At 59.3% G+C, this 23,608-nt stretch carries 21 protein-coding genes; all 21 read right to left on the bottom strand.

Annotated elements, in window-relative coordinates; all coding sequences use genetic code 11:
- Positions 1-841: 841 nt before the first annotated feature.
- Entirely contained in the window at positions 842-1,138 is a 297-nt protein-coding gene (fdxB, locus tag MTR72_RS21410; RefSeq protein ID WP_280968645.1) for a ferredoxin III, nif-specific, read from the bottom strand.
- Between the two features lie 11 nt (positions 1,139-1,149).
- Positions 1,150-1,350, bottom strand: coding sequence for a CCE_0567 family metalloprotein (locus tag MTR72_RS21405; protein WP_341510916.1), 201 nt, complete (start codon positions 1,348-1,350; stop codon positions 1,150-1,152).
- A gap of 12 nt (positions 1,351-1,362) precedes the next feature.
- Positions 1,363-1,827, bottom strand: a complete 465-nt coding sequence (locus tag MTR72_RS21400) for a NifX-associated nitrogen fixation protein (protein WP_280968643.1) — start codon at positions 1,825-1,827, stop codon at positions 1,363-1,365.
- 6 nt (positions 1,828-1,833) lie between these two features.
- Entirely contained in the window at positions 1,834-2,229 is a 396-nt protein-coding gene (gene nifX / locus MTR72_RS21395; protein ID WP_280968642.1) for a nitrogen fixation protein NifX, read from the bottom strand.
- On the bottom strand, positions 2,226-3,635 hold the full coding sequence (nifN, locus tag MTR72_RS21390; protein WP_341510915.1) for a nitrogenase iron-molybdenum cofactor biosynthesis protein NifN: 1,410 nt from the start codon (positions 3,633-3,635) through the stop codon (positions 2,226-2,228). The genes nifX and nifN overlap by 4 nt, the downstream gene beginning before the upstream one ends.
- Positions 3,636-3,644: 9 nt before the next feature.
- Positions 3,645-5,291 (bottom strand): nitrogenase iron-molybdenum cofactor biosynthesis protein NifE, encoded by a 1,647-nt coding sequence (gene nifE, locus MTR72_RS21385; RefSeq protein WP_341510914.1) that lies wholly within the window; start codon positions 5,289-5,291, stop codon positions 3,645-3,647.
- Positions 5,292-5,388: 97 nt separating this feature from the next.
- Positions 5,389-6,945, bottom strand: coding sequence for a nitrogenase molybdenum-iron protein subunit beta (gene nifK, locus MTR72_RS21380; protein WP_341510913.1), 1,557 nt, complete (start codon positions 6,943-6,945; stop codon positions 5,389-5,391).
- A 65-nt stretch (positions 6,946-7,010) separates the two neighbouring features.
- Entirely contained in the window at positions 7,011-8,513 is a 1,503-nt protein-coding gene (nifD, locus tag MTR72_RS21375; protein WP_280970858.1) for a nitrogenase molybdenum-iron protein alpha chain, read from the bottom strand.
- A gap of 467 nt (positions 8,514-8,980) precedes the next feature.
- The gene (locus MTR72_RS21370) at positions 8,981-10,228 is read right to left on the bottom strand and encodes a cysteine desulfurase (RefSeq protein WP_280968638.1); all 1,248 of its coding nucleotides are present in this window, start codon (positions 10,226-10,228) and stop codon (positions 8,981-8,983) included.
- Positions 10,225-11,547, bottom strand: a complete 1,323-nt coding sequence (sufD, locus tag MTR72_RS21365) for a Fe-S cluster assembly protein SufD (RefSeq protein WP_341510912.1) — start codon at positions 11,545-11,547, stop codon at positions 10,225-10,227. The genes MTR72_RS21370 and sufD overlap by 4 nt, the downstream gene beginning before the upstream one ends.
- A gap of 19 nt (positions 11,548-11,566) precedes the next feature.
- On the bottom strand, positions 11,567-12,319 hold the full coding sequence (gene sufC / locus MTR72_RS21360) for a Fe-S cluster assembly ATPase SufC (protein ID WP_341510911.1): 753 nt from the start codon (positions 12,317-12,319) through the stop codon (positions 11,567-11,569).
- 66 nt (positions 12,320-12,385) lie between these two features.
- Positions 12,386-13,882, bottom strand: a complete 1,497-nt coding sequence (sufB, locus tag MTR72_RS21355) for a Fe-S cluster assembly protein SufB (protein WP_341510910.1) — start codon at positions 13,880-13,882, stop codon at positions 12,386-12,388.
- A 194-nt stretch (positions 13,883-14,076) separates the two neighbouring features.
- Positions 14,077-14,271, bottom strand: a complete 195-nt coding sequence (locus MTR72_RS21350; protein ID WP_035730311.1) for a 4Fe-4S binding protein — start codon at positions 14,269-14,271, stop codon at positions 14,077-14,079.
- A gap of 754 nt (positions 14,272-15,025) precedes the next feature.
- The gene (gene ald / locus MTR72_RS21345; protein ID WP_341510909.1) at positions 15,026-16,138 is read right to left on the bottom strand and encodes an alanine dehydrogenase; all 1,113 of its coding nucleotides are present in this window, start codon (positions 16,136-16,138) and stop codon (positions 15,026-15,028) included.
- A 393-nt stretch (positions 16,139-16,531) separates the two neighbouring features.
- A complete protein-coding gene (hypE, locus tag MTR72_RS21340) occupies positions 16,532-17,578 on the bottom strand; it encodes a hydrogenase expression/formation protein HypE (RefSeq protein ID WP_341510908.1) in 1,047 nt (348 codons plus the stop codon).
- Positions 17,575-18,717 carry a hydrogenase formation protein HypD gene (hypD, locus tag MTR72_RS21335; RefSeq protein ID WP_341510907.1) on the bottom strand — a complete coding sequence of 381 codons (1,143 nt, stop codon included), beginning with the start codon at positions 18,715-18,717 and terminating at the stop codon, positions 17,575-17,577. Before hypD ends, hypE begins: the two co-directional genes overlap by 4 nt.
- On the bottom strand, positions 18,714-18,899 hold the full coding sequence (locus MTR72_RS21330) for a HypC/HybG/HupF family hydrogenase formation chaperone (RefSeq protein ID WP_341510906.1): 186 nt from the start codon (positions 18,897-18,899) through the stop codon (positions 18,714-18,716). Before MTR72_RS21330 ends, hypD begins: the two co-directional genes overlap by 4 nt.
- A 49-nt stretch (positions 18,900-18,948) precedes the next feature.
- Positions 18,949-21,204 carry a carbamoyltransferase HypF gene (hypF, locus tag MTR72_RS21325; RefSeq protein ID WP_341510905.1) on the bottom strand — a complete coding sequence of 752 codons (2,256 nt, stop codon included), beginning with the start codon at positions 21,202-21,204 and terminating at the stop codon, positions 18,949-18,951.
- On the bottom strand, positions 21,201-22,160 hold the full coding sequence (gene hypB / locus MTR72_RS21320; RefSeq protein ID WP_341510904.1) for a hydrogenase nickel incorporation protein HypB: 960 nt from the start codon (positions 22,158-22,160) through the stop codon (positions 21,201-21,203). Before hypB ends, hypF begins: the two co-directional genes overlap by 4 nt.
- On the bottom strand, positions 22,160-22,501 hold the full coding sequence (hypA, locus tag MTR72_RS21315; RefSeq protein ID WP_341510903.1) for a hydrogenase maturation nickel metallochaperone HypA: 342 nt from the start codon (positions 22,499-22,501) through the stop codon (positions 22,160-22,162). The genes hypB and hypA overlap by 1 nt, the downstream gene beginning before the upstream one ends.
- Positions 22,494-23,588 carry a hypothetical protein gene (locus MTR72_RS21310; RefSeq protein WP_341510902.1) on the bottom strand — a complete coding sequence of 365 codons (1,095 nt, stop codon included), beginning with the start codon at positions 23,586-23,588 and terminating at the stop codon, positions 22,494-22,496. The genes hypA and MTR72_RS21310 overlap by 8 nt, the downstream gene beginning before the upstream one ends.
- Positions 23,589-23,608: the final 20 nt, after the last annotated feature.

The raw sequence follows: 23,608 nt of genomic DNA, 5'->3' as shown, positions 1-23,608 counted from the left end.
CTAGCTGACCACAACCTGACCAAAGCACTCTGCGCGCTTCGGCGTGACTACCCGACGCACTCTGCGCGTGAGTTACAGATAGTCGCTGCGACAAGCCGCGATCTGTTGGTAGCGCACGTAAGATCGCCGGCTGCCGATCCGTCAAAGAGACCGACGTCTAATGATAATGACTCGCAGGTTCCTATCAGCAGATGGGTACCCGGTCCGACCAGGCACCCGCGCAACGACAATTAGAAACCCGCGCGCGAAGTGTTCCGTGTCCTGATTGGCGATGTGCTCTCGATGTCCACCTCCTCTATTGCAACGACTGTGTACTGGGCAGCGAAATGTCGTCCGCCACCGGGCGTGCGCAAAAAGACGAACTAAGGTGTTCCCGGCACATCACGTTCTCTATAGAATCGACCATCTAGGCAGACATCATTGTCCACGATCGGCGGCGCGGCGGACAAGTAAGCTTCTCCTGATCGTAAGCAGACATGCACAGCATCCCCTCGGATCAAATCGCCCGACGTAGTGGCTACCTGCCTTGAACTATGCTCTTCGGACTCCATCATGACAGGCACTTCGATCTACTTAGCGCTGCGGGAGGCGCGGCTCGCCTTCTACGAATAGGCTGACCTTGGAGACGAGTGGTTTGTGAGCAACGGCCATTGTATCGGCATAACATAGCGGGCGCCCAACCATCACCGGGCAATGCTTGCGCTTTAGCTCGCTCGATCTTGCTATTCGATGTTTAATCGAGATCCTTCTGGCGCGCCGTCCTCACCATGAGTTCACCTGATCAAAATTGCACCTTTCCTCACCTATATCTCGCCTGCCGCGACAGGACGAGTGTGTTCGCTCACGCCGCTTCAGGTACGACTGAAGTGTGAGTCTGGCAGTTGGCCGGGCACACCCTGGCGCATGCACCGCAGCCAATGCAGGCGCCTTGATCATTCAGAACCATAATCTTCTTTTCGATCTCATCGTCGTCGTCATCGAGGTTGACAAATTCGCCATCCTCGCTGATTCCTTTCAACGTCATGACATCTCGGCCGCAAACCTTGAAACAGCGGCCACAGCCGATGCACTTCTTGGCATCGATCGAGATCAGGTATTGCGGCGTCCAGTCGCGCCCGTCTCGTGTTTGAAACGACATGCATTGCCCCTTTAAGTCTTTTCAAGCGCCTTCAAGTCGCGGCCCTTGCGCTCAAGTTCGGCATAGGCATCGTACGCCTTCTGCGCCACCACCATGATCGAGGTCCAATTGATGGGCAATTCTTCCGAAAGGTCGTGCAAATCCATCTTGGCTTGCGTCGCCTTGGCCGACACTTTCCTTAGCTCGGCCTTCAGTGTTTCACGATCGCCCATGAGTGAGTATCCTCAATAGTTCGCCACGTCTGGGAATTTCCGAATCAGGTCAATTCCGTCGCTGACATATTTATCCCCCTCCTGAGCCAGATTGACGAAATTATCGAATCCGAAGCGATGCACGTCGCGCAGCTGCTTGTTCACGGCGATCAGCCGGCCTGCGATGAGTACTATCCGTCCGAAGCCTTCATGATGCATCTTCAGAATCGGCTGAATCATAACGCCGGTCTCCCTCTCGATCGACAGCGCGACCGCATCGAAGAACAGCTCAAGCCGCCACAGTGTATCGGGATCGGGATCACCGATAATCGGCAATGCGCGCCGTTTCTTCTTGTCCAGGATATAGGGTTCGAGCAGATCAAAATCGCCCTTCCCGTCCCAAGCTCCGTTGGCATCTTGAGCACGCCAAATCTTGACCAATTCGATGAGGAATGGCGCATTGACCGCGCTGCCCTGCTGCTCCATTTTTGCCGTCATATCACCTCATTCGTCGAACTCGAACGTTCGCCGTTGGTCTTTTGCCATAGCCTTGCGTAGCCATGGAGGTGGCGTGCCCTTCAGTACGCGCTCGAGTTTTTCGAGCAACACCAGAATGCTTTCTGGCTTGTTCACCTTGATAGGATGGATCTTGTTGGCCACCACTCGCGCGGCCCCGGCACCGCCAATGGCGGCGACGTAAAGAATCGCGCAATCCTTGATCGCCTCGATCTTCGGCGCCAACTTATCGTCCTTGCCGTCCTCCTTAAGATCGCCCTCAAACTCAATCGCTTTGAGAAACACGTGCCCGCCAGGCGCGACATCGTAAATTGCTATATTCTTTGCCCAACCAAAATGGGCATCGACTCGTCTCAGGTCCTGAGTGGCAAACGCGACCTTCATGCGATTGACCTCTCAGCCGCGCCGGTGGAGCTGCGATACCCCGAGCATCGTGGCAGTCCGGTCGTAGTCCGCCATCTATCGGGCGTAGGCTGATCGTTTTCCTCGCGGTGCGCGATCACGAGGTTGGCGATTTCGAAGATCAGATTGCGGGTACCACGATAGCCCACGGATAGTTGGTGTCCCGCGCCAAGTCGATCGAACATCGGAAAACCCGTACGATAGAACGGCAATTTCAGCCGAGCCGCCGCTTGCCTGCCATGCGAATGCGTGATCAGCAGGTCGCAATGGTGTGTTTTGGCAAGCCCCTCCAGATCCTCGAGATCGCCAATGAGTACCTCCTTGGTCTTGATCCGCTCGATCACCTCCGACTGGGTGGTCGTCACGGCCGCTGTCACCTGCGCGCCCATGTCGTGCAGCATGCCGGACAAATCGAACAGAAGGTCTGGCTCAGCGCCGATAGCAACTTTGCGACCGCCAATATGGAAGTGCGCGTCCAGCATTGCATCGGCGAGCTGACTGCGCTGGCGCCGATATTTCAAGGGTATGGGGCGGCCGCTGATCTCGCTCAAGAACGTCATGAATTCGTCGTTCGGACAGAGACCACACAGCCGCTCGAAGACGCGAAAAGGCACGCCGGTCTTGACCTGCATGACCTCTGCCGCACGCTGCATCTGCGCCCCAATTGCAATCGTCCATCCGGCGCAGCCCATGCTCGCAATTTCGTCGACGCCGATGCCGCCGATGGTCGTTGGCGTATACTCATCGGGGATATGCCCATCGAGCGATCCCGCCAGGTCAGGGAGGAAGGACGGGCACAATCCAAAATCCTCCACTATGACGCGGAGTTCATCAAGGTCGCCGGGCGTGAGGTGACATCCCGGCAGAATATTCACTTTCGATGGGTCCCGCAGGCCACTGGCGCCGGGCCCTTCCACCAGCACCTCCACAATGCGGGCCACAGCCTTCTCCCAGCCGTCCTGGAACGCGCCCTTGAAATCAGGCGTCGAGACATACACCAGTGGCAACTTTGCGAGTTGCGGTTGCTTGCTCCGGATTAGCTTGAGGTAGGCATCCACATCGTCGCCGTTGGTCTCGGTGACCCCGGTCGAGCAGATTCCGATGATCTTTGGCTTGGCACGGTTGTAGATGTTCAGTATCGCCTGCTCGAGATTCTCATAACCGCCGAATACGGTCGCGACCTCGCTCATCGCGGTGGTCTGTAGCGGTACTGCCTCTTTGAAATGCCGGACAAAGAGCGTGAGCCCGAAGGATGTGCATCCCTGGGAGCCGTGCAGAAGCGGCATCGCCCCACGCAGCCCCATGAAGGCGAATGCGCCGCCGATCGGCTGACTCATCTTCAGCGGGTTGACAGCGCAGGCTTTCGTCGGCGCCGTGACGATGGCCATGACGCCTCCCTATTCTGCGGCCTGTCGCATGGCAGATGGCTCGGACACCAAGATACCTTCGATGCGTTTTTGGCAGCAGCCACCGACCGCATTGGTATGCTCTCTGACCGCTGCGACGCTCCTCAGGCCGTGCGCGTAGATTGCATCCTCAATCGTGCCCAGATCGACCGTGTTACACACGCAGATCTTCCTCGCGCGGCGCGCGGTTTCGGCGAGCGCCGGATCGCAGGCGATCGCGGCCACCGGCGATTGCATCTGCTCCATCGCCTTGGCCAATGCCTGCCATGGTGCGGGTCGACGTAGCTGCTCCCACATGGGACTGGAGAGCGATTTATCGATCTCCTCCACCAGCTTGACCATTCCGACATAGCCCATATAGGCGTGGCAACGCTCCTGGTTGATATCGAGCCACGGCATCGCCGCTTTCAGCGCGACGAACTGCGACTTGCCGCCCGATAGCATGATGTCCGCTTTTGCGTCCTTCAACATCTTGTACAGCTCGCGCGGCGTCATGTCCTCGATCATGTGGGCATCCTGCCCCATGAGCTCCTTGATGCGCTCCTTGTCTTTGCTGGTTGATTTCTTGACGCTGGTTCCGACTAACTCAAGCCCGGCTTCCTGAAGTGCCGCAACGACCGACCATGACTTGACGCCGCCGGTAATCAACAAGGCCTTCTTGCCTTCGAATCGAGGCTTGTACGGCTCTATCGCAGCCCAGGCCCACGCTTCCTCGCGCGCGATCACCGCTTCAGTGCGTCCGAGCAGATCTGTCGGCGCGCCGCGTTTAACCAATAGGCGGGCAAGCTGACGCAGCGATTCGCTCGAATCTTGAATACCGTAGAACGACCCCTCGAAGAACGGGATCCCGTAGCGTTGCTCCATTTTGCGTGCGACGTTGATCATGGACTTTGAGCACACCAACATCGCCGCCCGCGCGCGATGAGATGAAGCGACTTCGCGATATTTGCCATCGCCGGAGATGCAGGAGAGAATCCGTACCCCAAGCTCGTCTAGCAATGGCTTTACTTGCCAGAGCTCTCCCGAAAGATTGTATTCCCCGATTAGGTTGATATCGTACGGGGTGGTGTAGTCCGGCTCTTGCGTCCCGATCACATAGTCGAGCAACGCCTCGCCGGCGAGCTTGTTACCGAGGTTCTTCGAGCCGACGAAGCCCGGGGAATTGATCGGGATCACCGGCTTTGCGAACCTTTGAGATGCTGCCTTACAGACTGCGTTGATGTCGTCGCCGATCATCGCCGGGATGCAGGTTTGATAGACGAAGATGGCGGGCGGGTCGCACTTGTCGATGATCTCCTTGATCGCTTTGCAGAGCCGCTTCTCGCCTCCGAATACAATATCGGTTTCGCTCAAATCGGTTGTGAACGCGGTGCGCCACAGATTGGAGCCTGACGAGGCCGCGCCGCGATTGTCCCAGGAATTACCTTCGCACGCGATCGGACCATGCACCAAGTGAGCGACATCGGTGAACGGCTGCAGCGCAACCTTGGCGCCATCGAAAGCACAGCCGCCGGCAGCGCTACCCGGCTGCAGTTGTTTGGTGCAGCCGTTCTTGCGTTCAGCCTCCGACTTACTGCCATTCTTGGCGCAGCCCGGCTCGTCGAAAATATTCTGGACCGTGGCCGCTAGTGAACTCATCCCTTTTTCCTCTCAGCGCAAACTAATTGCATGGTCAACCGTCGTGTGCTTGTGCCATCGTCGAGTGTTCGGGCGATGGCACGCGCACGGTCGCTCATCAACGAATGATGTCGAAGCTGTAGTCAGTTTTGCCAAGAACGTTTGTCTTCTTGTCGATCTCATCGAAGATCTTGTCCAGGATCTTCACCAGCACATTCAGGCCGCCCTGATAGCCCCATAGGGGGGAGCGGTGATGGTGATGCCGATCAAAAACCGGAAAGCCGATGCGGATCAGTGGCGTTCCAGTATCGCGCTCCAGATACTTGCCATAGGTGTTGCCAATCAGAAAATCGACTGGCTCGGTGAACAGGAGTGAGCGCATGTGCCAGAGGTCTCGGCCCGGATAGGCTTGGCAGCCCTGCCCAAATGGCGAGCTTGCAAGCAGCACCTGCATTTTTTCGTGCCATGCCTTGTTGCCGTTCGTGGACAGCACATGGGTCGGTTCGGCGCCGAGTTCGAGCAGAAACGCAGCCAACCCATAGCAAAGATCCGGATCGCCATAGATCGCGAACTTCTTGCCATGGATATGCGCGCTGGAGTCAGCGATGGCGTCGACCAGGCGGCCACGTTCTCGCGCGAGTTGCTCGGGAATCTCTTTGCCGCTGATGCGTGACAGCGCCACGATAAAGTTATCCGTTGCGGATAGGCCCACCGGGTAGTTGAAGGATACGACGTCCTGCCCATGCTCAGCCACGAATGGCAGCGTTTTTTCGGTGCACCAGTGCTGCATGGAGATTGTCGCCTTGGCGTGAACCGCGTTGGCCGCATCTTCCAGCGTCGTGCCTCCGTCATACATCCGGAATTCGCCGTCTGTCGGAGTATCGAAGACTTCAGAATTATCCGCGAGAATCGTGTGCTGGATGCCCATCAACGCCAAGATGCGCTTGATCTCGCGAAGGTTCCCGACGGTATAGCCATCGAACCCACCAATGATGTTGATCGCCCCGTTCTGCTTGCGCTCCAGCTTCGGCGCTGTTCCGGCCTTACCGTCCCAAAAATGCTCCAGAATGCCCTTGAGCGCATTGTCATAACCGGTGACGTGGCTGCCGACGAACGCCGGCGTATGGGCGAATGGCACGTCGAAGTCCGCCGGAACCGAGCCTTTTTCTTTCGACGTTTTAATGAAGGCGTTGAGGTCATCGCCGATCACCTCGGCCATGCAGGTCGTCGAGACCGCAATCATCTTGGGTTTGTACATGCTATAGCTGTTCGCGAGCCCGTCGATCATGTTGTTCAGGCCGCCGAATACGGCAGCGTCTTCCGTCATAGACGAAGAGACGCAGGAGGAAGGCTCCTTGAAGTGCCGCGACAGGTGGCTGCGGTAATAAGCCACGCAGCCTTGCGAGCCGTGGACGAAAGGCAGCGTGCCCTCAAAGCCAACGGAGGCGAATACGGCGCCGAGCGGCTGGCATGCCTTGGCCGGATTTACCGCTAGCGCCTCCCGCGCAAAGTTCTTTTCGCGATATTCGGCCGTCTTCGTCCATTCCTTGATGCGTTCGACCTCGGCGGGATCGCGAGGATTCTCGAATATCTTCTTCTTGGCCAGCATCTGCTGGTATTCTGGACCGCGGAACAGCTCGAGATGATCGAGCACGTGTTCGGCACTCTGCACCATTGTTGAAATCCTTCACTATCGAGATTGGTGTCGCCCGGCGTTCCCACAGAGCGAGATGAGTTGGTTTATTCTGCAGCTAGGAGCTTGGCTCTCGAAGCTTCCTTCCAGGGTGCCTTCGTTTTCTTCCAGACCGGCGAGTTGATGGCCATGTCCATGTCGCGCGCAAAGATCGCAAAGCCGTCATAGCCGTGATATGGGCCCGAATAATCCCAGGAGTGCATCTGCCGGAACGGCACACCCATCTTTTGAAAAACGTATTTTTCTTTGATGCCCGAGCCGACGAGGTCAGGCTGGAGCTTTTCGACGAAGCGCTCGAACTCATAGCCATTGACGTCATCGTAGATGAGCGTGCTGTCCTTTACGTAATGCTGAGCTGTGCGCTGATAGTCGTCGTTGTGACCGAACTCGTATCCGGTGCCAATAACTTCCATCCCGAGGTCCTCGTATGCGCCAATCACATGACGCGGACGGAGCCCGCCGACGTACAGCATCACCGTCTTGCCCTCCAGGCGCGGGCGATATTTTGCGATCACAGCGTTCACCAGAGGTTGGTACTTTTCAATCACCCGCTCGGCGCCTTCCTTAATCTTGTCGTCGAAATAGCCCGCAATCTTACGCAGCGACTCTGCGATCTTTGAAGGACCGAAGAAGTTGTACTCGCACCAGGGGATACCGAACTTCTCTTCCATGTGGCGTGAGATGTAGTTCATGGAACGGTAGCAATGCAGAATGTTGAGCTTTGCCTTCGGCGTTGCCTCGAGCTCAGCCAGTGAACCGTCGCCGGACCACTGCGCGATCACCCGCAGGCCCATCTCCTCCAGCAGAATTCGCGATGACCAGGCGTCGCCGCCGATATTGTAGTCTCCGATGATCGCAACATCGTACGGCGTCGGCTCAAACTTTGGTTTGCCATCGGACTCGAGCTGGTCGAAAATCCAATCGCGCACCGCGTCGTTGGCAATGTGATGGCCTAGTGACTGCGATACACCCCGAAAGCCCTCACAACGGACCGGCACGATGGTCTTGCCGCCGTATTCCTTGGATTTCGCTCTCGACACGGCCTCGATGTCGTCACCGATCAGTCCGATCGGGCATTCCGATTGGATCGTGATGCCGTTGTTGAGCGGAAACAGCTCCTGGATTTCGTCAAGAATTTTGACCAGCTTTTTGTCGCCACCGAATACGATATCCTTTTCCTGAAAGTCGGAGGTGAACTGCAGGGTCACGAAGCTATCGATGCCCGTCGTGCCAACGTAATAATTGCGTCGCGAGCCCCACGAATACTGACCGCAGCCGACCGGGCCGTGGCTGATATGGACCATGTCCTTGATCGGTCCCCAGACCACCCCCTTTGACCCTGCATAGGCGCAGCCTCTGATCGTCATCACGCCAGGTATGGATTTGATGTTGGACTTCACCCCGCAATCTGACTTGCCGGCTTGGTGAACGTTGAGGTGCTTGGCACGCCGTTTCGCGGTTTTCTCCGGATAGACCTTCAGCACCTCCTCGATCAGCTCTTTGTTGCGAGCCCTGATTTCTGCGATGCTCTGGGTCGTAGCGAGACTCATCTGATGTCCTTCAAAGGTTAGCTGTTGCGAGGGCGGCTTCTTGAGCAAGACTTCTGCAACCAGCATGCCAGCGCCTCGTGAGCACAAAAAACAGAGCAATCAAAATCGCTTAGCGCGCCTCGTGCGGTGACAGGGGGTGTTGTTGCGAACCCGACATCACGCTTTGGGCAGAGAACTCTTGGTTTGGCCCTGTTCGAAATGGAACAGGGGCTGGTTATGCGTGAAATTGCCCGCCCAATTCTCGAGCGTGTCCGCGATCGCAGTACTCTGCCATCGCGCTCGCCGAAGGCGCCAGTACAGCAAGACCGGCTCCAAGGCCGGCTAGCCGACACAGGCTTGAAAATGCTATCTATGCTTGCTGAGACCTACAGGTGCTTACCTGCTGTGATGACGATGAGGTGCATGACCTCATCCTCCAGACCTCAATGCCAGCTGCCTCGCCACCTGGACATCGTAGGCTCGCGGAATCACGAGAACAGCTGCCGCGCCTTGATAAGCGCACGCACGAGCACATCAATCTCTTCACGTGTATTGTAAAGTCCGAGGGACGCACGGCACGTCGCCAGCACGCCGAAGCGCTTGAGCAGCGGCATCGCACAATGGGTCCCCGCCCGCACCGCTACACCGGCGCGGTCGATGACGGTGGCAATATCATGCGCATGCGCACCCTTCACATCAAAGGAAATGATCGGTCCCTTGTCGGCCGGGGTCCCGATCATGCGCACGAAATTGATCTCCGCCAGCCTCTCCTGCGCGTAAGCGAGCAGTACGCTCTCGTGCCTGCGGATCTGCACCTTGCCTATTGAATTGATGTAATCGATAGCCGCCCCTAAACCGATGGCTTCGACGATAGGCGGCGTACCCGCTTCGAACCGGTGTGGCGGATCACCATAAATGACGCCAGAACGCGAGACCTCGCGGATCATCTCCCCGCCGCCATTGAAGGGCGGCATCGATGCCAGATGCTCAGACTTGCCGTAAAGCATGCCGATCCCAGTCGGACCATAGAGTTTGTGGCCCGTCATGACGTAGAAATCGCAATCAATGTCGCAGACGTCGGCGCTCAGATGGACGCAAGCTTGCGAGCCGTCGACCAGCACCGGGATACCACGAGCATGCGCGATCCTCACCACGTCTTTCACCGGCAATACCGTGCCGAGCACGTTCGACATTTGTGTGATTGCAACCATCTTGGTACGCGGGGTCAGCAGTCGCTCAAAATCATCGAGCAAGAAGTTTCCGTCATCATCCACTGGCGCCCATTTGATCACTGCACCGAGTCGTTCCCTGAGAAGGTGCCATGGCACAATGTTGGAGTGGTGTTCCATAATCGAGAGAACGATCTCATCACCCGGGGTAATGCGTTCACGGCCAAAAGTCTGGGCGACCAGATTGATTGCCTCCGTGGCGCTCCGAGTGAAGATGATCTCTTCGTTTAAGCGCGCGTTCACAAACTGCGCCACCTTGGTACGGGCGCCTTCATACGCCTCGGTCGCCGCGTTAGCGAGGTAGTGCAAGCCGCGATGAACGTTGGCGTATTCGCTGGAGTACACCTGCATCATACGGTCAAGCACCGCGTTGGGCTTTTGCGCGGATGCAGCGTTGTCGAGATAAACAAGCGGCTTGCCGTACACCGTCATGGCGAGCGCAGGAAAGTCCGTACGCAGACGGTTGACCTCGTAACTGCCATTGCTCACGGCCGGATGTGCGCTCATCGTCCCGCCTGCAGCCAGTGTTCAACTTGCGCTGTCACAAAATCGCGCAGATTCTCGGAAGTGATCTCCTCAATCGACTGGCCAAGGAACGCTTTAATCAGCAACATCTGCGCATCCTTCTCGGATAGCCCCCGAGCACGCAGATAGAATACGAGAGTGTCGTCGAGCGCACCCGATGTCGCTCCGTGGCCGCAGGTCACGTCGTCAGCCAAGATTTCAAGTTCCGGCTTATTGTCGGCCTCGGCCTGGTCGGATAGGAGCAACGCTCGCGTCGTCAGGGTGGCGTCCGTCTTCCGGGCGGCGGGACGAACGACGATTCGGCCCTGAAACACCGAGCGGCCGCAATCGTCGATGACCGCGCGGAACTTCTCCCGACTGGTGCAATGTGGCACGGCGTGGTCGACCACGATCGTTGTGTCCGCGTGGAGCTTGCCCCTGATGAGATTAACCCCATTCGCCGAGAGCTTGGTTTCCTCGCCGGCCAGCGTGATGAATCCCTGATAGCGGCTGATGGAGCCGCTGCAGGTCATGCTGAAGAGGTCGAGCTTAGCCCTGGCGCCGACTGCGATGATCGCCGACGAGATGTTCACGGCGTCAGAGGCATCGGCTGCCACGCGGATGTGCGAAAGGCTCGCCTCGTCACCAACCAGGGCGATTATCGCATCGTTGGCTTGATAGCCGCTCGCGCCTTCAGCCGGGACGAAACTTTCCACGATAGCCGCATGCGCTCCTTTACCGAGCTGCAGATAGGAGCGTGTAAAGGTGGACACCGACGCTCCGGTTGCGACGTGAACGATTTGAATTGGACGCTTCACCGCATTGCCGTCGGCGACCGTAATCACCAGACCATCTGTCGCCATTGCGGCATTGAGCGAGATCGCCGGATCGCTCGTCGTCGACAGCACCAGACCGGCCATGGCCCCAGTGGCCGAATTCTCCAGAATCTCTCGCAGCGACCGCACAACGACTTCATTTTCCAGCCTGCCGAGATCGGATAGCTCCGGCGCGAATATGCCATCCACCAAAACCAGTTTGACCGCCTGATCGGCAGCCACTTGCTTGACCGACACCTTTGCGCGCACCAGCGCCTCCGCATCCGGTCGCGGAGCGAGTGGCAGCACCTCGCCGATCAGGGCGCGCAGATCTGTGTATTTCCAATCCTCCATGCACCGATGCGGAAGGCCGGCACGCTCGTAGACCTCGAATGCGCTCGCCCGGATTTGGGGGACAAGGCCTGCACCAGGCAGCCGTCCACGCGCCGCAGCGAAAACATTGCCAATTGCGCGTTCGGCGTCGGCTTTCGGCAAAACCTGCTTCATCGGGGAATCCCTAGAGCCGTCAGGCCGCGTCTTCGAATTGGGCGTAGCCACAAGCCTCGAGCTCGAGCGCGAGTTCCTTGCCGCCGCTCTTCATGACCCGCCCTTTCGACATCACGTGCACAACGTCCGGCACGATATGGTCGAGAAGCCGCCGATAGTGGGTGATCACGATCATCGCTCGTTCTGGCGAACGCAAGGCGTTGATGCCGCTAGCGACGATACGCAGCGCGTCGATGTCGAGGCCGGAATCGATCTCGTCAAGGATGCACAGACTCGGCTCGAGCAACGCCATCTGCAAAATTTCGTTGCGCTTCTTCTCGCCGCCGGAGAAGCCGACATTGACGCCGCGCTTGAGCATGTCCTGGGGAATGTTGAGCGAACCGGCCACCTCGCGGACTCTTTTCAGAACTTCGGGGATGGAGAATTCCTTTTGGTCGCGCGCCTTGCGCTGGGCGTTCAGTGCCGCCCGCAGGAAGTTCATGGTGGTCACGCCGGGGATGTCGACCGGATACTGGAATGCCAGGAACACGCCCTTGGCGGCGCGTTCATTTGGCTCCATCCGCAACAGGTTCTCGCCCCTGAACAGGATTTGTCCGGCGGTGATCTCATAACCGGGCTTGCCGGCGATGACATGCGAGAGCGTCGATTTGCCGGAGCCGTTCGGCCCCATGATCGCGTGCACCTCACCCGCATTGACGTTAAGATCGAGGCCGCGAATAACTTCGCGGTCTTCGACACCAACATGCAAATCTCGGATTTCGAGTAGCGCCATTCTGATCTGATCCCTGAAATGGGTCATCTGGCGAGCCGCATTCGAGGGGGCTCGCGGGAGGTTTGGTTATCCGACAGATCCCTCGAGCGAGATCGAGATTAGCTTCTGCGCCTCCACCGCGAACTCCATCGGCAGTTTTTGCAGAACTTGCTTGACGAAGCCGTTGACGACGAGGCCGACGGCCTCTTCCTGCGAGAGGCCACGCTGGACGCAGTAGAACAGCACGTCCTCGGAGATCTTCGACGTCGTCGCCTCGTGCTCGAACGTCGCCGAGGAGTTCTTCGCCTCGATATACGGCACTGTGTGCGTGCCGCACTTGTCGCCGATCAGAAGTGAGTCGCAGGCGGTGAAGTTGCGTGCGCCGGTCGCTTTCCGGTGCGCGGTGACGAGACCGCGATAGGTGTTCTGCGATTTGCCGGCGGCGATGCCCTTGGAGATGATCCGGCTCGACGTGTTCTTGCCGAGGTGGATCATCTTGGTGCCGGAATCGACCTGCTGGAAGCCGTTCGAGATCGCGATCGAGTAGAACTCGCCGCGGGAGTTATCGCCGCGGAGAATGCAGCTCGGATACTTCCAGGTGATGGCGGAGCCGGTCTCGACCTGGGTCCAGGAGATCTTGGAGTGGGCACCGCGGCAGTCGCCACGCTTGGTGACGAAGTTGTAGATGCCGCCCTTGCCTTCCGAGTTGCCGGGATACCAGTTCTGCACCGTCGAATACTTGATCTCGGCATCATCGAGGGCAACGAGCTCGACCACGGCAGCGTGGAGCTGGTTCTCGTCGCGCTGCGGCGCGGTGCAGCCTTCGAGATAGGAGACGTAGGAGCCCTTGTCGGCGATGATCAGCGTGCGCTCGAACTGGCCGGTGTTGCGCTCGTTGATGCGGAAATAGGTCGACAGCTCCATCGGGCAGCGCACACCCGGCGGCACGTAGACGAACGAGCCGTCGGAGAACACCGCCGAGTTCAGCGTCGCATAGAAATTGTCCGAGGTCGGCACCACGGAGCCGAGATATTTCTGCACCAGCTCAGGATGCTCGCGGATCGCCTCCGAGATCGGCATGAAGATCACGCCGGCCTTCTTCAGCTCGGCCTTGAAGGTGGTCGCGACCGAAACCGAATCGAACACGGCGTCGACCGCGATCTTGCGGTTCGGCGTCTGCTCGCCGCCGGGTGGCGGCTCGACGCCCTCGAGCGTCGCGACCTCGCGCAGCGGGATGCCGAGCTTCTCGTAGGTTTTCAGAATCTCCGGATCGATCTCGTCGATCGAGGACAGCGTCTTCTTCGGCTTCGGCGCCGCGTAGTAGTAGATGTCCTGGTACTCGATCTTCGGATAGTCGACGCGCGCCCAGGTCGGCTCGGTCATGGTCAGCCAGCGGCGATACGCCTCCAGGCGCCATTCCAGCATCCAGGCCGGTTCACTCTTCTTTGCGGAGATGAAGCGGACGGTATCTTCCGACAGCCCCTTCGGAGCCTTGTCGGACTCGATCAGCGTCTCAAAGCCATATCGATACTGGTCGACGTCGATGCGCCGGACGCGCTCGACCGTCTCTTGTACAGCTACCATTGCCCGCTCCACTCGCGCAACGACAACTCCCGCCGGCGAGGATTGCGCCGCAATCTCTCCGAGCGGATCGCGCAAGTCGCCGCCAATTCGGGGCCAGCGAGTGAGAGAAACAGGAGACGGATCCAAAAGGCGGCGGCTGTCGATAGCGTCTTCATCATGTTTCGCGCCGGAGCTCCTCTCATCGGCTACTCCAGCTATGCCGGCACGCAGGTATCGGGCACCGGGCAGACGACGGCGCATTGCGGCGCGTCAAAATGCCCCTCACATTGGGTACACTGGGTCGGATTGATCACATATATGTCGTTCTTCAAGCTGATCGCGGCATTGGGACATTCGAACTCACACGCGCCGCAGACGGTGCACTGGGATGCGATTATCTTGTAGGCCATCACTGCGATTCCATGAGCAAAACTTGCGGGACGGTTTCTTGCTTTCAAGTCTTGTGCCAGACAGTCTAACCTTGATTTGTCTGGGCTATTTTCGATAACGCAAGCCGCCTCGACACGGTGTCGCAAATCCTACAACGGGCATGACAGCAGCTTGATCTCGATGCCGTGGTTTACGCATGGTCGATCTCACGGCAGTCGGCCGATCAGGTGAACCGCGTTCGTCAGCCTCAGGGAACGATCTGCGATCCTTCCCAAGGCGGCCGTGCCGCGGCTATGATCGATGCGCCGCGCGACTTCACAAAGTTCTCCACCGGTGTGTCAGGTCGACCCCGAGCCGCATCTTGTTGGTTCCACTCACCGGGACGGCGGCGGATTCGGCGACAGCACCCCGATGAACAACCCGCGCAGTCATCACCGGTCCAGTCGGCGTCTCACCCAGTCAGAAAGCGTCGCGGCGATCGCGCCAGATAAAGTCGCTCCGGTGATGGCAGGTCCCCTGCGGACTCGCGGGACGCATTCTCAATTGCCTTCGATTACCTGGCAAAACCGGCATTCATATGCGCTGTATGGAGCGAAAGTACATTGTCTCGCATCGTGCGGGCGACTGAAGCCAGGCGTTCGTCTGGTGATCCTCCGCTTCGCTCCGCGTTCGAAATAAATGCCGGCGGCGGCCAGCAGATCGATGGAGCCGAAAAAAAGCCACCCCGAAGGGTGGCCTAAGTCAGGGAGGAAACGCCCATAAGGGCCTCTGGGATCAGGCCGCAGCCTGTTCGATCGGTGAGAAGGGCAGCCCGAGGCTTTCGGCCACCGCTTTGTAAGTTAGCCGGCCCCGATGGACGTTGAGGCCTGCGCGCAAATGCGGATTTTCGAGCACGGCGGAAAAACCCTTGTTGGCCAGAGCCAAGCCAAACGGCAGCGTCGCGTTGTTCAGTGCCTGGCTCGAGGTCAGCGGCACGGCGCCGGGCATATTGGCCACGCAATAGTGAATGACGTCATCCACTTCGTAAGTTGGATCAGCGTGAGTGGTTGGGTGCGATGTCTCAAAGCAGCCGCCCTGATCGATAGCGACGTCCACGAGCACCGCCCTCTTGCGCATCGAGTTCAGCATGCTCCGGCGGACCAGCTTCGGCGCGCTCGCACCTGGAACGAGCACGGCACCAATCACCACATCCGCCGCAAATACCTCTTCCTCCACGGAGTCGATGGTCGAAAACCTGGTGCGAACGCGTCCTTCGAATAGCTCGTCCAACTCGCGGAGCCGGGGTATCGAACGGTCGATGATGGTCACCTCTGCGCCCAGACCGACCGCCATGCGTGCCGCGTGCGTACCAACGACGCCACCTCCGATCACCACGATTCGGGCCGGCTGAACACCGGGCACCCCACCGATTAACAGCCCTCGTCCGCCTGCACTCCGCTTCAGGGCGCTACCCGCCGCTTCGATCGCAAGCCTACCCGCGACCTCGCTCATCGGCGCCAGCAGCGGAAGACTACCATGCGCATCAGTTACGGTCTCATAGGCGATCGCAGTGCATCCAGATTTCAGGAGGCCCTTGGCCTGATCCGGGTCGGGGGCCAGATGCAGATAAGTGAACAGGATCTGATTTTCCCGCAGCTGACACCATTCGGACGGCTGAGGTTCCTTAACCTTTACGATCATCTCGCTCGATGCGAATACCTCAGCTGCGGAAGTTAGAATCGTTGCACCAGCATTGCGATAATCGTCATCGGTTGCACCAATGCCAGCGCCTGCATTGGTCTCGATCATCACGCGGTGGCCCGCTGCCACATATTCGCGGACAGCTCCCGGGGTAAGGCCCACGCGATATTCGTGCGCCTTGATTTCCTTGGGGACTCCGACCTTCATTTGAAAACTCCCTGCCTGGAGCGCCTTTCTAATCGAAAGCGAGCAGCGATATTGCGACGCAGCCGCCAAAATGGCGCAGAAATTCAACGATATTTGGCAGGCTTCGCAGGATTTCAAACCCACTTGTGCCGAGCGGATCGTGTGACCATGCTCGCTGAGCTTAACCGTCGAAAACTGCGCGATGGCGATGAATCGTTTCGAATTGCGTTCTCGGCTCGTGGAAAGCTAACAACCGAAATTCAGCCTCGCCGAAACTTCTTAAAGAGCGAAGTCGCAGTCTGCCGGTTGGGCAGGATTGCCCATAGAAGGGATCGTTTGCAGAGCTGATGGCTGATGGCTCATGACCATTGATCATAAATTTGGTTTCCAAAAACTGGATGATGCGCAGCGTGTTCAACAGATCCGAGGCAATTGTTCGCCCCACAACCAGTCGACGATTCGTCGACCGCCGAAACCGGTCGCCATCTGCACAAATTTCCGATCGTCAGCCACCGCCTCGCCAATATCAGCTGCATCGGACCCGAGCGGGTGCGCCTTCATGGCTGCCAGCACGGCATCGGCCAAATCAGGCGCGACGATCGCAACGAGCTTGCCTTCGTTGGCGACATGGATGGGATCGAGTCCAAGGAGTTCGCAAGTAGCCTCAACCGCCGGCTTCACCGGAATGGATGCTTCCTGCAGACGGAACCCGAGCTCGGATTGATGCGCAATCTCGTTGAGGGTCGCGGCAAGCCCACCGCGCGTGGGGTCGCGCATCACCCGGATGCCGCTACCGCCGGCGGCAACCATGACCGCTACGAGGTTATGCAACGCTGCGGAATCCGAGACGACCTCGGTTTGAAAAGCGACGTTCTGACGTTTTGACATGATCGCCACCCCATGATCGCCGAGGCTACCGGACACCAGCACACGGTCCCCGACCCTTGCCTTGTCGGCGGAGAGATCGAGCCCATCGGCCACAATCCCGATCCCGGTCGTAGAGATGAACAGACCATCCGCCTTGCCGCGCTCGACGACCTTGGTGTCTCCGGCAATGATGTAAACGCCGGCCCCGCGCGCTGCCGCGCCCATGGAATCCGCGATCGCCTTCAGATCAGAAAGCCGGAAGCCCTCCTCGATGATAAAACTGGCCGAAAGATAGAGGGGACGCGCGCCGGACATCGCGACATCATTGATCGTGCCGTGCACAGCCAATGACCCGATATTGCCGCCGGGAAAGAACAGCGGCGAGACCACATAGCCGTCGGTCGTCATCACCATCCTGCCTGCAGCAACGTCGAACGCCGACTGATCATTGCAGCGGGCGAGCCATTCATTACCAAAGGCTTGGTGAAAAAGGCCGGAGATCAGCTGTGCCATGGCACGCCCCCCGGATCCGTGGGAAAGATCAACGCGTCCGTTCTCGACGTCGAGCTTGCGTTGATAGGCCTTTACGCTCATGACGTCTGCCTCAACGGTTCATCGCGAACTCGGCCATAGGTCCAATGCGCCGCACACGCGCCTTCCGATGATACCATGCAGGACCCTATGGGAGTTTCCGGCGTGCAGACGGTTCCAAACAGCTTACACTCGACTGGCCGCTTGGCGCCACGCAGGATCGCGCAGCACTCGCACGCCGGATTGTCTGCGACACGCAGGTCGTGGATCGCAAAACGCGTCTCGGCGTCGAATTGCGCGTAAGCCTGCCTCAGCTTCAGTCCGCTGTTGGGTACGAGTCCGAGCCCACGCCATTCAAACTGCTCGCGCAGTTCGAATATCTGCGATACCTCCTCCTTGGCGCGCCGATTGCCTTCACGCGTCACCGCACGACTGTATTGGTTCTCCACCTCGTAGCGATCTTCGTTCACCTGCCGCACCAGCATCAGGATCGCCTGCATCACATCGAGCGGTTCAAATCCCGCGATCACGATCGGCTTGCCGAATTGTTCCGCCAGGGGCTCGTAAGGCTGCGTACCGATAATGGTGCTGACATGTGCAGGCCCGATGAAGCCGTCAATTGGAACCCCGCCGGTGTTGCGGATCTTCGGGTTCTCGAGAATGCTGTGCATCGCAGAGGGTGTAAGCACGTGGTTGCAGAACACGCTGAGGCCTTTCAGCCGCTTCTTCTCGGCAATTCGGATCATCACCGCCGTCGGGGGCGTCGTGGTCTCAAATCCGATGGCAAAGAAGACCACCTCGCGGCTCGGCGCCTGTTCGGCGAGCCGGATAGCGTCGAGCGTTGAGTAGACCATCCGAATGTCGGCGCCGAGGGCTTTGGCTCGCAACAGGGACTGTCCTTGCGACCCAGGCGCGCGCATCAGGTCGCCGTAGACGCACAGAGTGACCTCTGGTCGGTCGACGAGCCGGATCGCCATATCGATTCGGCTGGCGGGCAGAACGCAGACGGGACAACCGGGCCCGTGGATCATGCGGACGTTCGCGGGCAGCAGATCCTCCAGGCCGTAGCGGGAGATCGCGTGAGTGTGTCCGCCGCAGAATTCCATGAACCGATAGGCTCTTTGCGAACTGACCTCGGCGCTAATCGCACGCGCAATTCCCTGCGCGATGGCCTTGTCGCGAAATTCGTCGGCATATTTCATGATCGGCGTTCCCCTGCCCTGCCTAGCTCCTGCAGCAGCTCCAGCGTGCGCTTGGCTTCCGTCGGATCGATCTTGGCCAGCGCATAGCCGACATGGACAAGGACGCAATCGCCGACCTCGAGCTCGTCGATAAGAGCAATCGATATCTCCAGGCTGATGCCATCGATGGACACTATGGCCATGTCGTTGGGAAGAATTTTCGCAATCTTTGCCGGAACCGAAAGACACATATCAGGCTGTTCCTCCCCTGGCGGACGACTGTTGAGCCATCTGCAGAGCGGCAATCCAGGCCTGGCCAAGGCTCAAACCGCCATCATTGGGCGGCACCCGCCGTGGCATGAGCGGGCTAAGGCCGGCAGCGCTGCAACCGCGCGGGATTTCATCCGCCAGCACCGCGTTCAGGAAGCAGCCGCCGCTCAGAACGACGGTGCTAACGCCGGTTGTCCGCGCAGAGCGCGTGACCCAGTCAACGCAGGCGGCGGCAAAAGTGCCATGAAACAGCCCGGCTGCGCCCAGGGCGTCAATGTCATCTGCAATCAACCGCGCAAACAGCGGACGAAGCGACAGCACGCCGCCATCGATGGTCCAGCCAGCTTCGACAATCGCAGTCCGCCGCACCAGCGCCTCGAGCTTCATCGCTGCTTCGCCCTCATAGCTCTGCAAACTCGCAATCTCCAGCAGCGCCGCTGCCGCGTCGAACAATCGGCCCGCACTGGTCGTGGTGGCCCCGCCCGGCTGATCGAGCAAGGCCGACACACATCCAGCCTGCCGTTGCGCCGCAAAGCGCTGCCCGATTTCGTTACCCCGGCCGAGCCCGTGTAATACTGCGCTGGCCATACGCCACGGCTCGCGGGTTGCACGATCTCCCCCAGGCATTTGCAGGGGCGCTAAGTGCCCGATGCGTCGGCACCTCGTCCCTTCGCACAACAATAGTTCGCCACCCCAGTTACCGCCCTCGGAGCCAAGGCCATGGCCATCGAGCACCAGGGCAAGCGCAGGTCCCGCATGGCCATGCTCGGCGATCACTGCGGCAGCGTGTGCGTGGTGATGCTGGACAGCGACCAGCGCGCGGCCATTTGCTTGCGCAAACCGGGTAGAAGCCATATCGGGATGCAGATCATGGGCGACGGCGACAGGCTCCACATCAAGGCTCGATGTGAGGTGTCGGATCGTCTCCTCGAACGCACGGATGCCTTCGGCCGTATCCAGATCGCCAATATGCTGGGAGACGAACGCTTGGTTGTCCCGCGTGATGGTGACGGTCGATTTCAGTGCGCCGCCGACAGCGAGCACGGGCGGCACAGACTTCGCAAGCCTGATCGGTTCGGGAACATAGCCACGGGCACGACGAATGAATTGCGGCCGGCCAGCCACCACCGACACCACGGAGTCATCAGCACGCGTCAGGATATCGCGATCATGGGTCACGATAAGGTCGGCGATCCCCTTGAGCCGCTGCAGCGCCTGCGCGTTGTCGATCAGGAGCGGTTCGCCGCAAAGATTGGCACTGGTGGCGACGATGACCGGGCCGGCCCCCGCACATGCTCCTGCCGAGCGAAGCGCATGAAAGATGAGGTGATGCAGCGGTACTACAGGCAGCATGACACCCACGCGCGATAAGCCAGGAGCTATGGCAGGCGACAGATTATTGCGCGAACGCAGAAGGACGATGGGACGTGCTACAGATTCGAGCAGCGCAAGCTCGGGCGCGTTCGCCTCCGCGATGTCGCTGACGCACTCTATGGAATCGACCATAACCGCGAACGGCTTCTGAAGGCGCCGCTTTCTCCTGCGCAAACGCTGCACGGCGTCCTGGTTACGCGCATCGCAAAGCAGCTGGTATCCGCCCAGCCCCTTAATCGCCACGATTTGGCCCCTCGCGATTGCCGCGACAATGGCGCTGATCTCATGGCTGAGCTGAGGACCGCATGTCGGACACGCGATCGCCTCCGCATGAAACCTGCGGCTCGCCGGATCGGCATATTCGGCCGCGCAGGCGGCGCACAGCCTAAAAGCCCTCATCACGGTGTTGCGGCGATCGTACGGAAGCTGTTCGGCGATGGTGTAGCGTGGGCCGCAATGGCAGCAACTGATGAAGGGGTAGAGGTAATGCCGATTTTCTGGATCGAACAGCTCACTGAGGCATTGCTGGCAGACCGCAGCATCAGCGACGATCTGCGTTGACAATTTGCCGCCTTCGCTCGTACCGATCGAAAAGTCTTTCGCCGCGAGCGCCGCAGTCTCCCGAACGCTGATGTGGTCGATGCGTGCCAATGGAGGCGCCTCGAGCGGCAACGTGGCGACAAACTCCGACGCACGGTGGCCCTCGACCTCGATCGTAACGCCCTCGGGGCCATTGATGACAAACCCCGCCAATCCGTACCGCATGGCGAGTCCATAGACGTAAGGACGAAAGCCGACCCCTTGCACGGCCCCACTCACGCGCACGCGCAGCCGTGTTCGGTCGCAGGTGGTTGCGGCGCTCATCGCCTTGTGTCCTCTACGGCGCGCCTCTGATGCCCCGCCTGTCTATCGATCCAGGCGTAGAGCGCGCCAAAACCCTCGCCCGTACGAGCCGAAACTACAAGCACGTCGATCTTTGGATTGACGCGTCTGGCGTATTCGATCGTCTTGCCGAAATCGAACTCAAGCAGCGGGGCCAGATCAATCTTGTTGATAACCATGAGCGAAGAAGCGGCAAACATATCAGGATATTTGAGCGGCTTATCTTCACCTTCGGTAATCGACAGCACTACGATCTTGCAGGCCTCGCCAAGATCGAACGCTGCGGGACAGATCAGATTACCGACGTTCTCGATGAAGAGAATACCGCCCGTGAGCAGCGGCAAGCGGCGATAAGCCTCGCCAATCATCGCAGCGTCGAGATGGCAACCGTTGCCGGTGTTGATTTGAATGGCTGGCACGCCGGCGGCCCGAATGCGTTCGGCATCGTTCGAGGTCTGCTGGTCGCCTTCGATGACCCCGACCGGCCGGCTACGCTTGAGCTCGGACACGGCGCGGACGAGCAGCGTCGTTTTACCTGCACCGGGACTGGACAAAAGATTAAATGCAAGCAGGTCATCGGCGACGAAGAGCGCGCGGTTGTCCGCCGCAATCCCATTATTCTTGCCAAGAATATCGCGCTCGATCTGAATGACCCGCTCTCTGCTCACGCCCGCGACCTTCAAGCCAGCCGGCCCGGCGCCGCCGCTCAGAAGCGCCTGCACGCCATGAGCCTTTTGATGGGCAGAGCGAGCATGGCGACTATGACTATCGCCAGCATGGTTTGAACGCTGCGGGCCTTGGTCGCCATGCGGATGGGCATAATGGCGATCGCAATCGTCCTGCACATGGGCATCGTATCGCTGATGGCTCTCCGCATCATGCGCCTTGGCGCCTTTGGTCGACGGCGTCCCTTCGGTGCAGCCGCAAACGGTACACATCAATCGATCTCCAGCTCTTTCACGCGCATCTGTTCGCCCGCGGTTACCTGCAACTGATAGCTGCCGCAGCAAGGGCAGCACTCACCGCGCCGCGCAATTTCGACGCTCTTCGAACAGTTCATGCACCACGCAACGCCTGGCAGTCCGACGATATTAAGGACTGCGCCCTCGGCAACGGTCCGCCTTGCAACGAGAGCAAAGCAGAACCTGATCGCTTCAGGCGCGGCATGACTCAGCGCTCCCATCTCTAGACAGATGCTCCGCACCCGCGAAAGCGATCGGTGACGCACCTCCTCCTCGACGATTTGAATGATGCCAAGACAAATCGCCATTTCATGCATCGCCAACTTCGCGAAAATTGAGAGTGAACCCGACGCAGGGATCGAGCGATGCAATCACCGCATGGACCGCATCCCGACGTCGTCTAGCCATCAGCACCGCGCCCTGCAGGCTGCGGACAAGCGGTCCGCGTGGGTGGAAATTCCACTCCGTCGGTGCAAGGAATTCGAAGCGGGATATCCGGCCCTGAGGATCAAGCTCAACCGCGTGGTAGAGACGCCCCCTGGCACATTCGACCGCGGCCGCCGCACGGCCGGGCCCTAACTTATATCTTTCGATAATCCCATGCTCCGCCGAGTCAATCTGAGCACCGGCCTTGAGCCAGGCGCATAGCCGGAGGGTTTCAGCAATTCTCGCCCTCAGCCGCTCGGCCGCACCGGAGGGGCTCGGCGAGAGCCGATCACGCGTCATTTGGCGCGCCCATGGACCCGTCTCGGGCACATGTCCGTCAAGATCCGGACAATAGCAAAATGTCGCGCCATCCACGAGCAGCCGTTTAATGATGTTGAGGTCGTCAGCAACGGACAGGAACGAGTGCTCCGCCGGAATTGACTTCAGGCCGATCTCATCAAGCGCTGCAATGCGAAGCGCCAATGGGCTACCGGACCTCAACGCGCCCCCCTCATTTGACATGCCGAGCGCGGTCAGCGCAGCCACAATCCGCGCTGTTGCTTCGCATTGAGCGGAGCCCCAGGCTGGCTGTGCGCTGCCGAGAAGCGCTGACATTCCCCGCATTAGGGAGCGGATTGCCGCCGCACTGGCGATGTCTTGCGCAAGATGTCCGACAAAGAGGCCCCGTACCAAATCCGCGATGCGCTCGGTAACGATAAGCGCAATACGATGCTGTTTTGTTGTGCGGGTGATCACTTCGTCGCGCGCCGCCTCGACCGCGGACAGCAGTGCGGTTTGCTGCGCAGCGGCACACAACGCGAAGAGCCGCGGCAGCACCTTGAGCAGCGACGAGGCTTGTTTGCCAGCGAACAGCCGCGCCAGCGGCGGCCGGACTCGCGGCAGGATCTCGACCGCGGCGACTACGTCGGCAGCTAGCGATACGGTGACATCGATCTTGTTGCGGGCAGCGAGGCTCATGCGCACCGCTCCGCCATCCC

It is taken from the genome of Bradyrhizobium sp. ISRA442, assembly GCF_038085055.1.
Lineage (GTDB): Bacteria > Pseudomonadota > Alphaproteobacteria > Rhizobiales > Xanthobacteraceae > Bradyrhizobium.
This window is presented reverse-complemented; position numbering and strand designations above follow the sequence as displayed.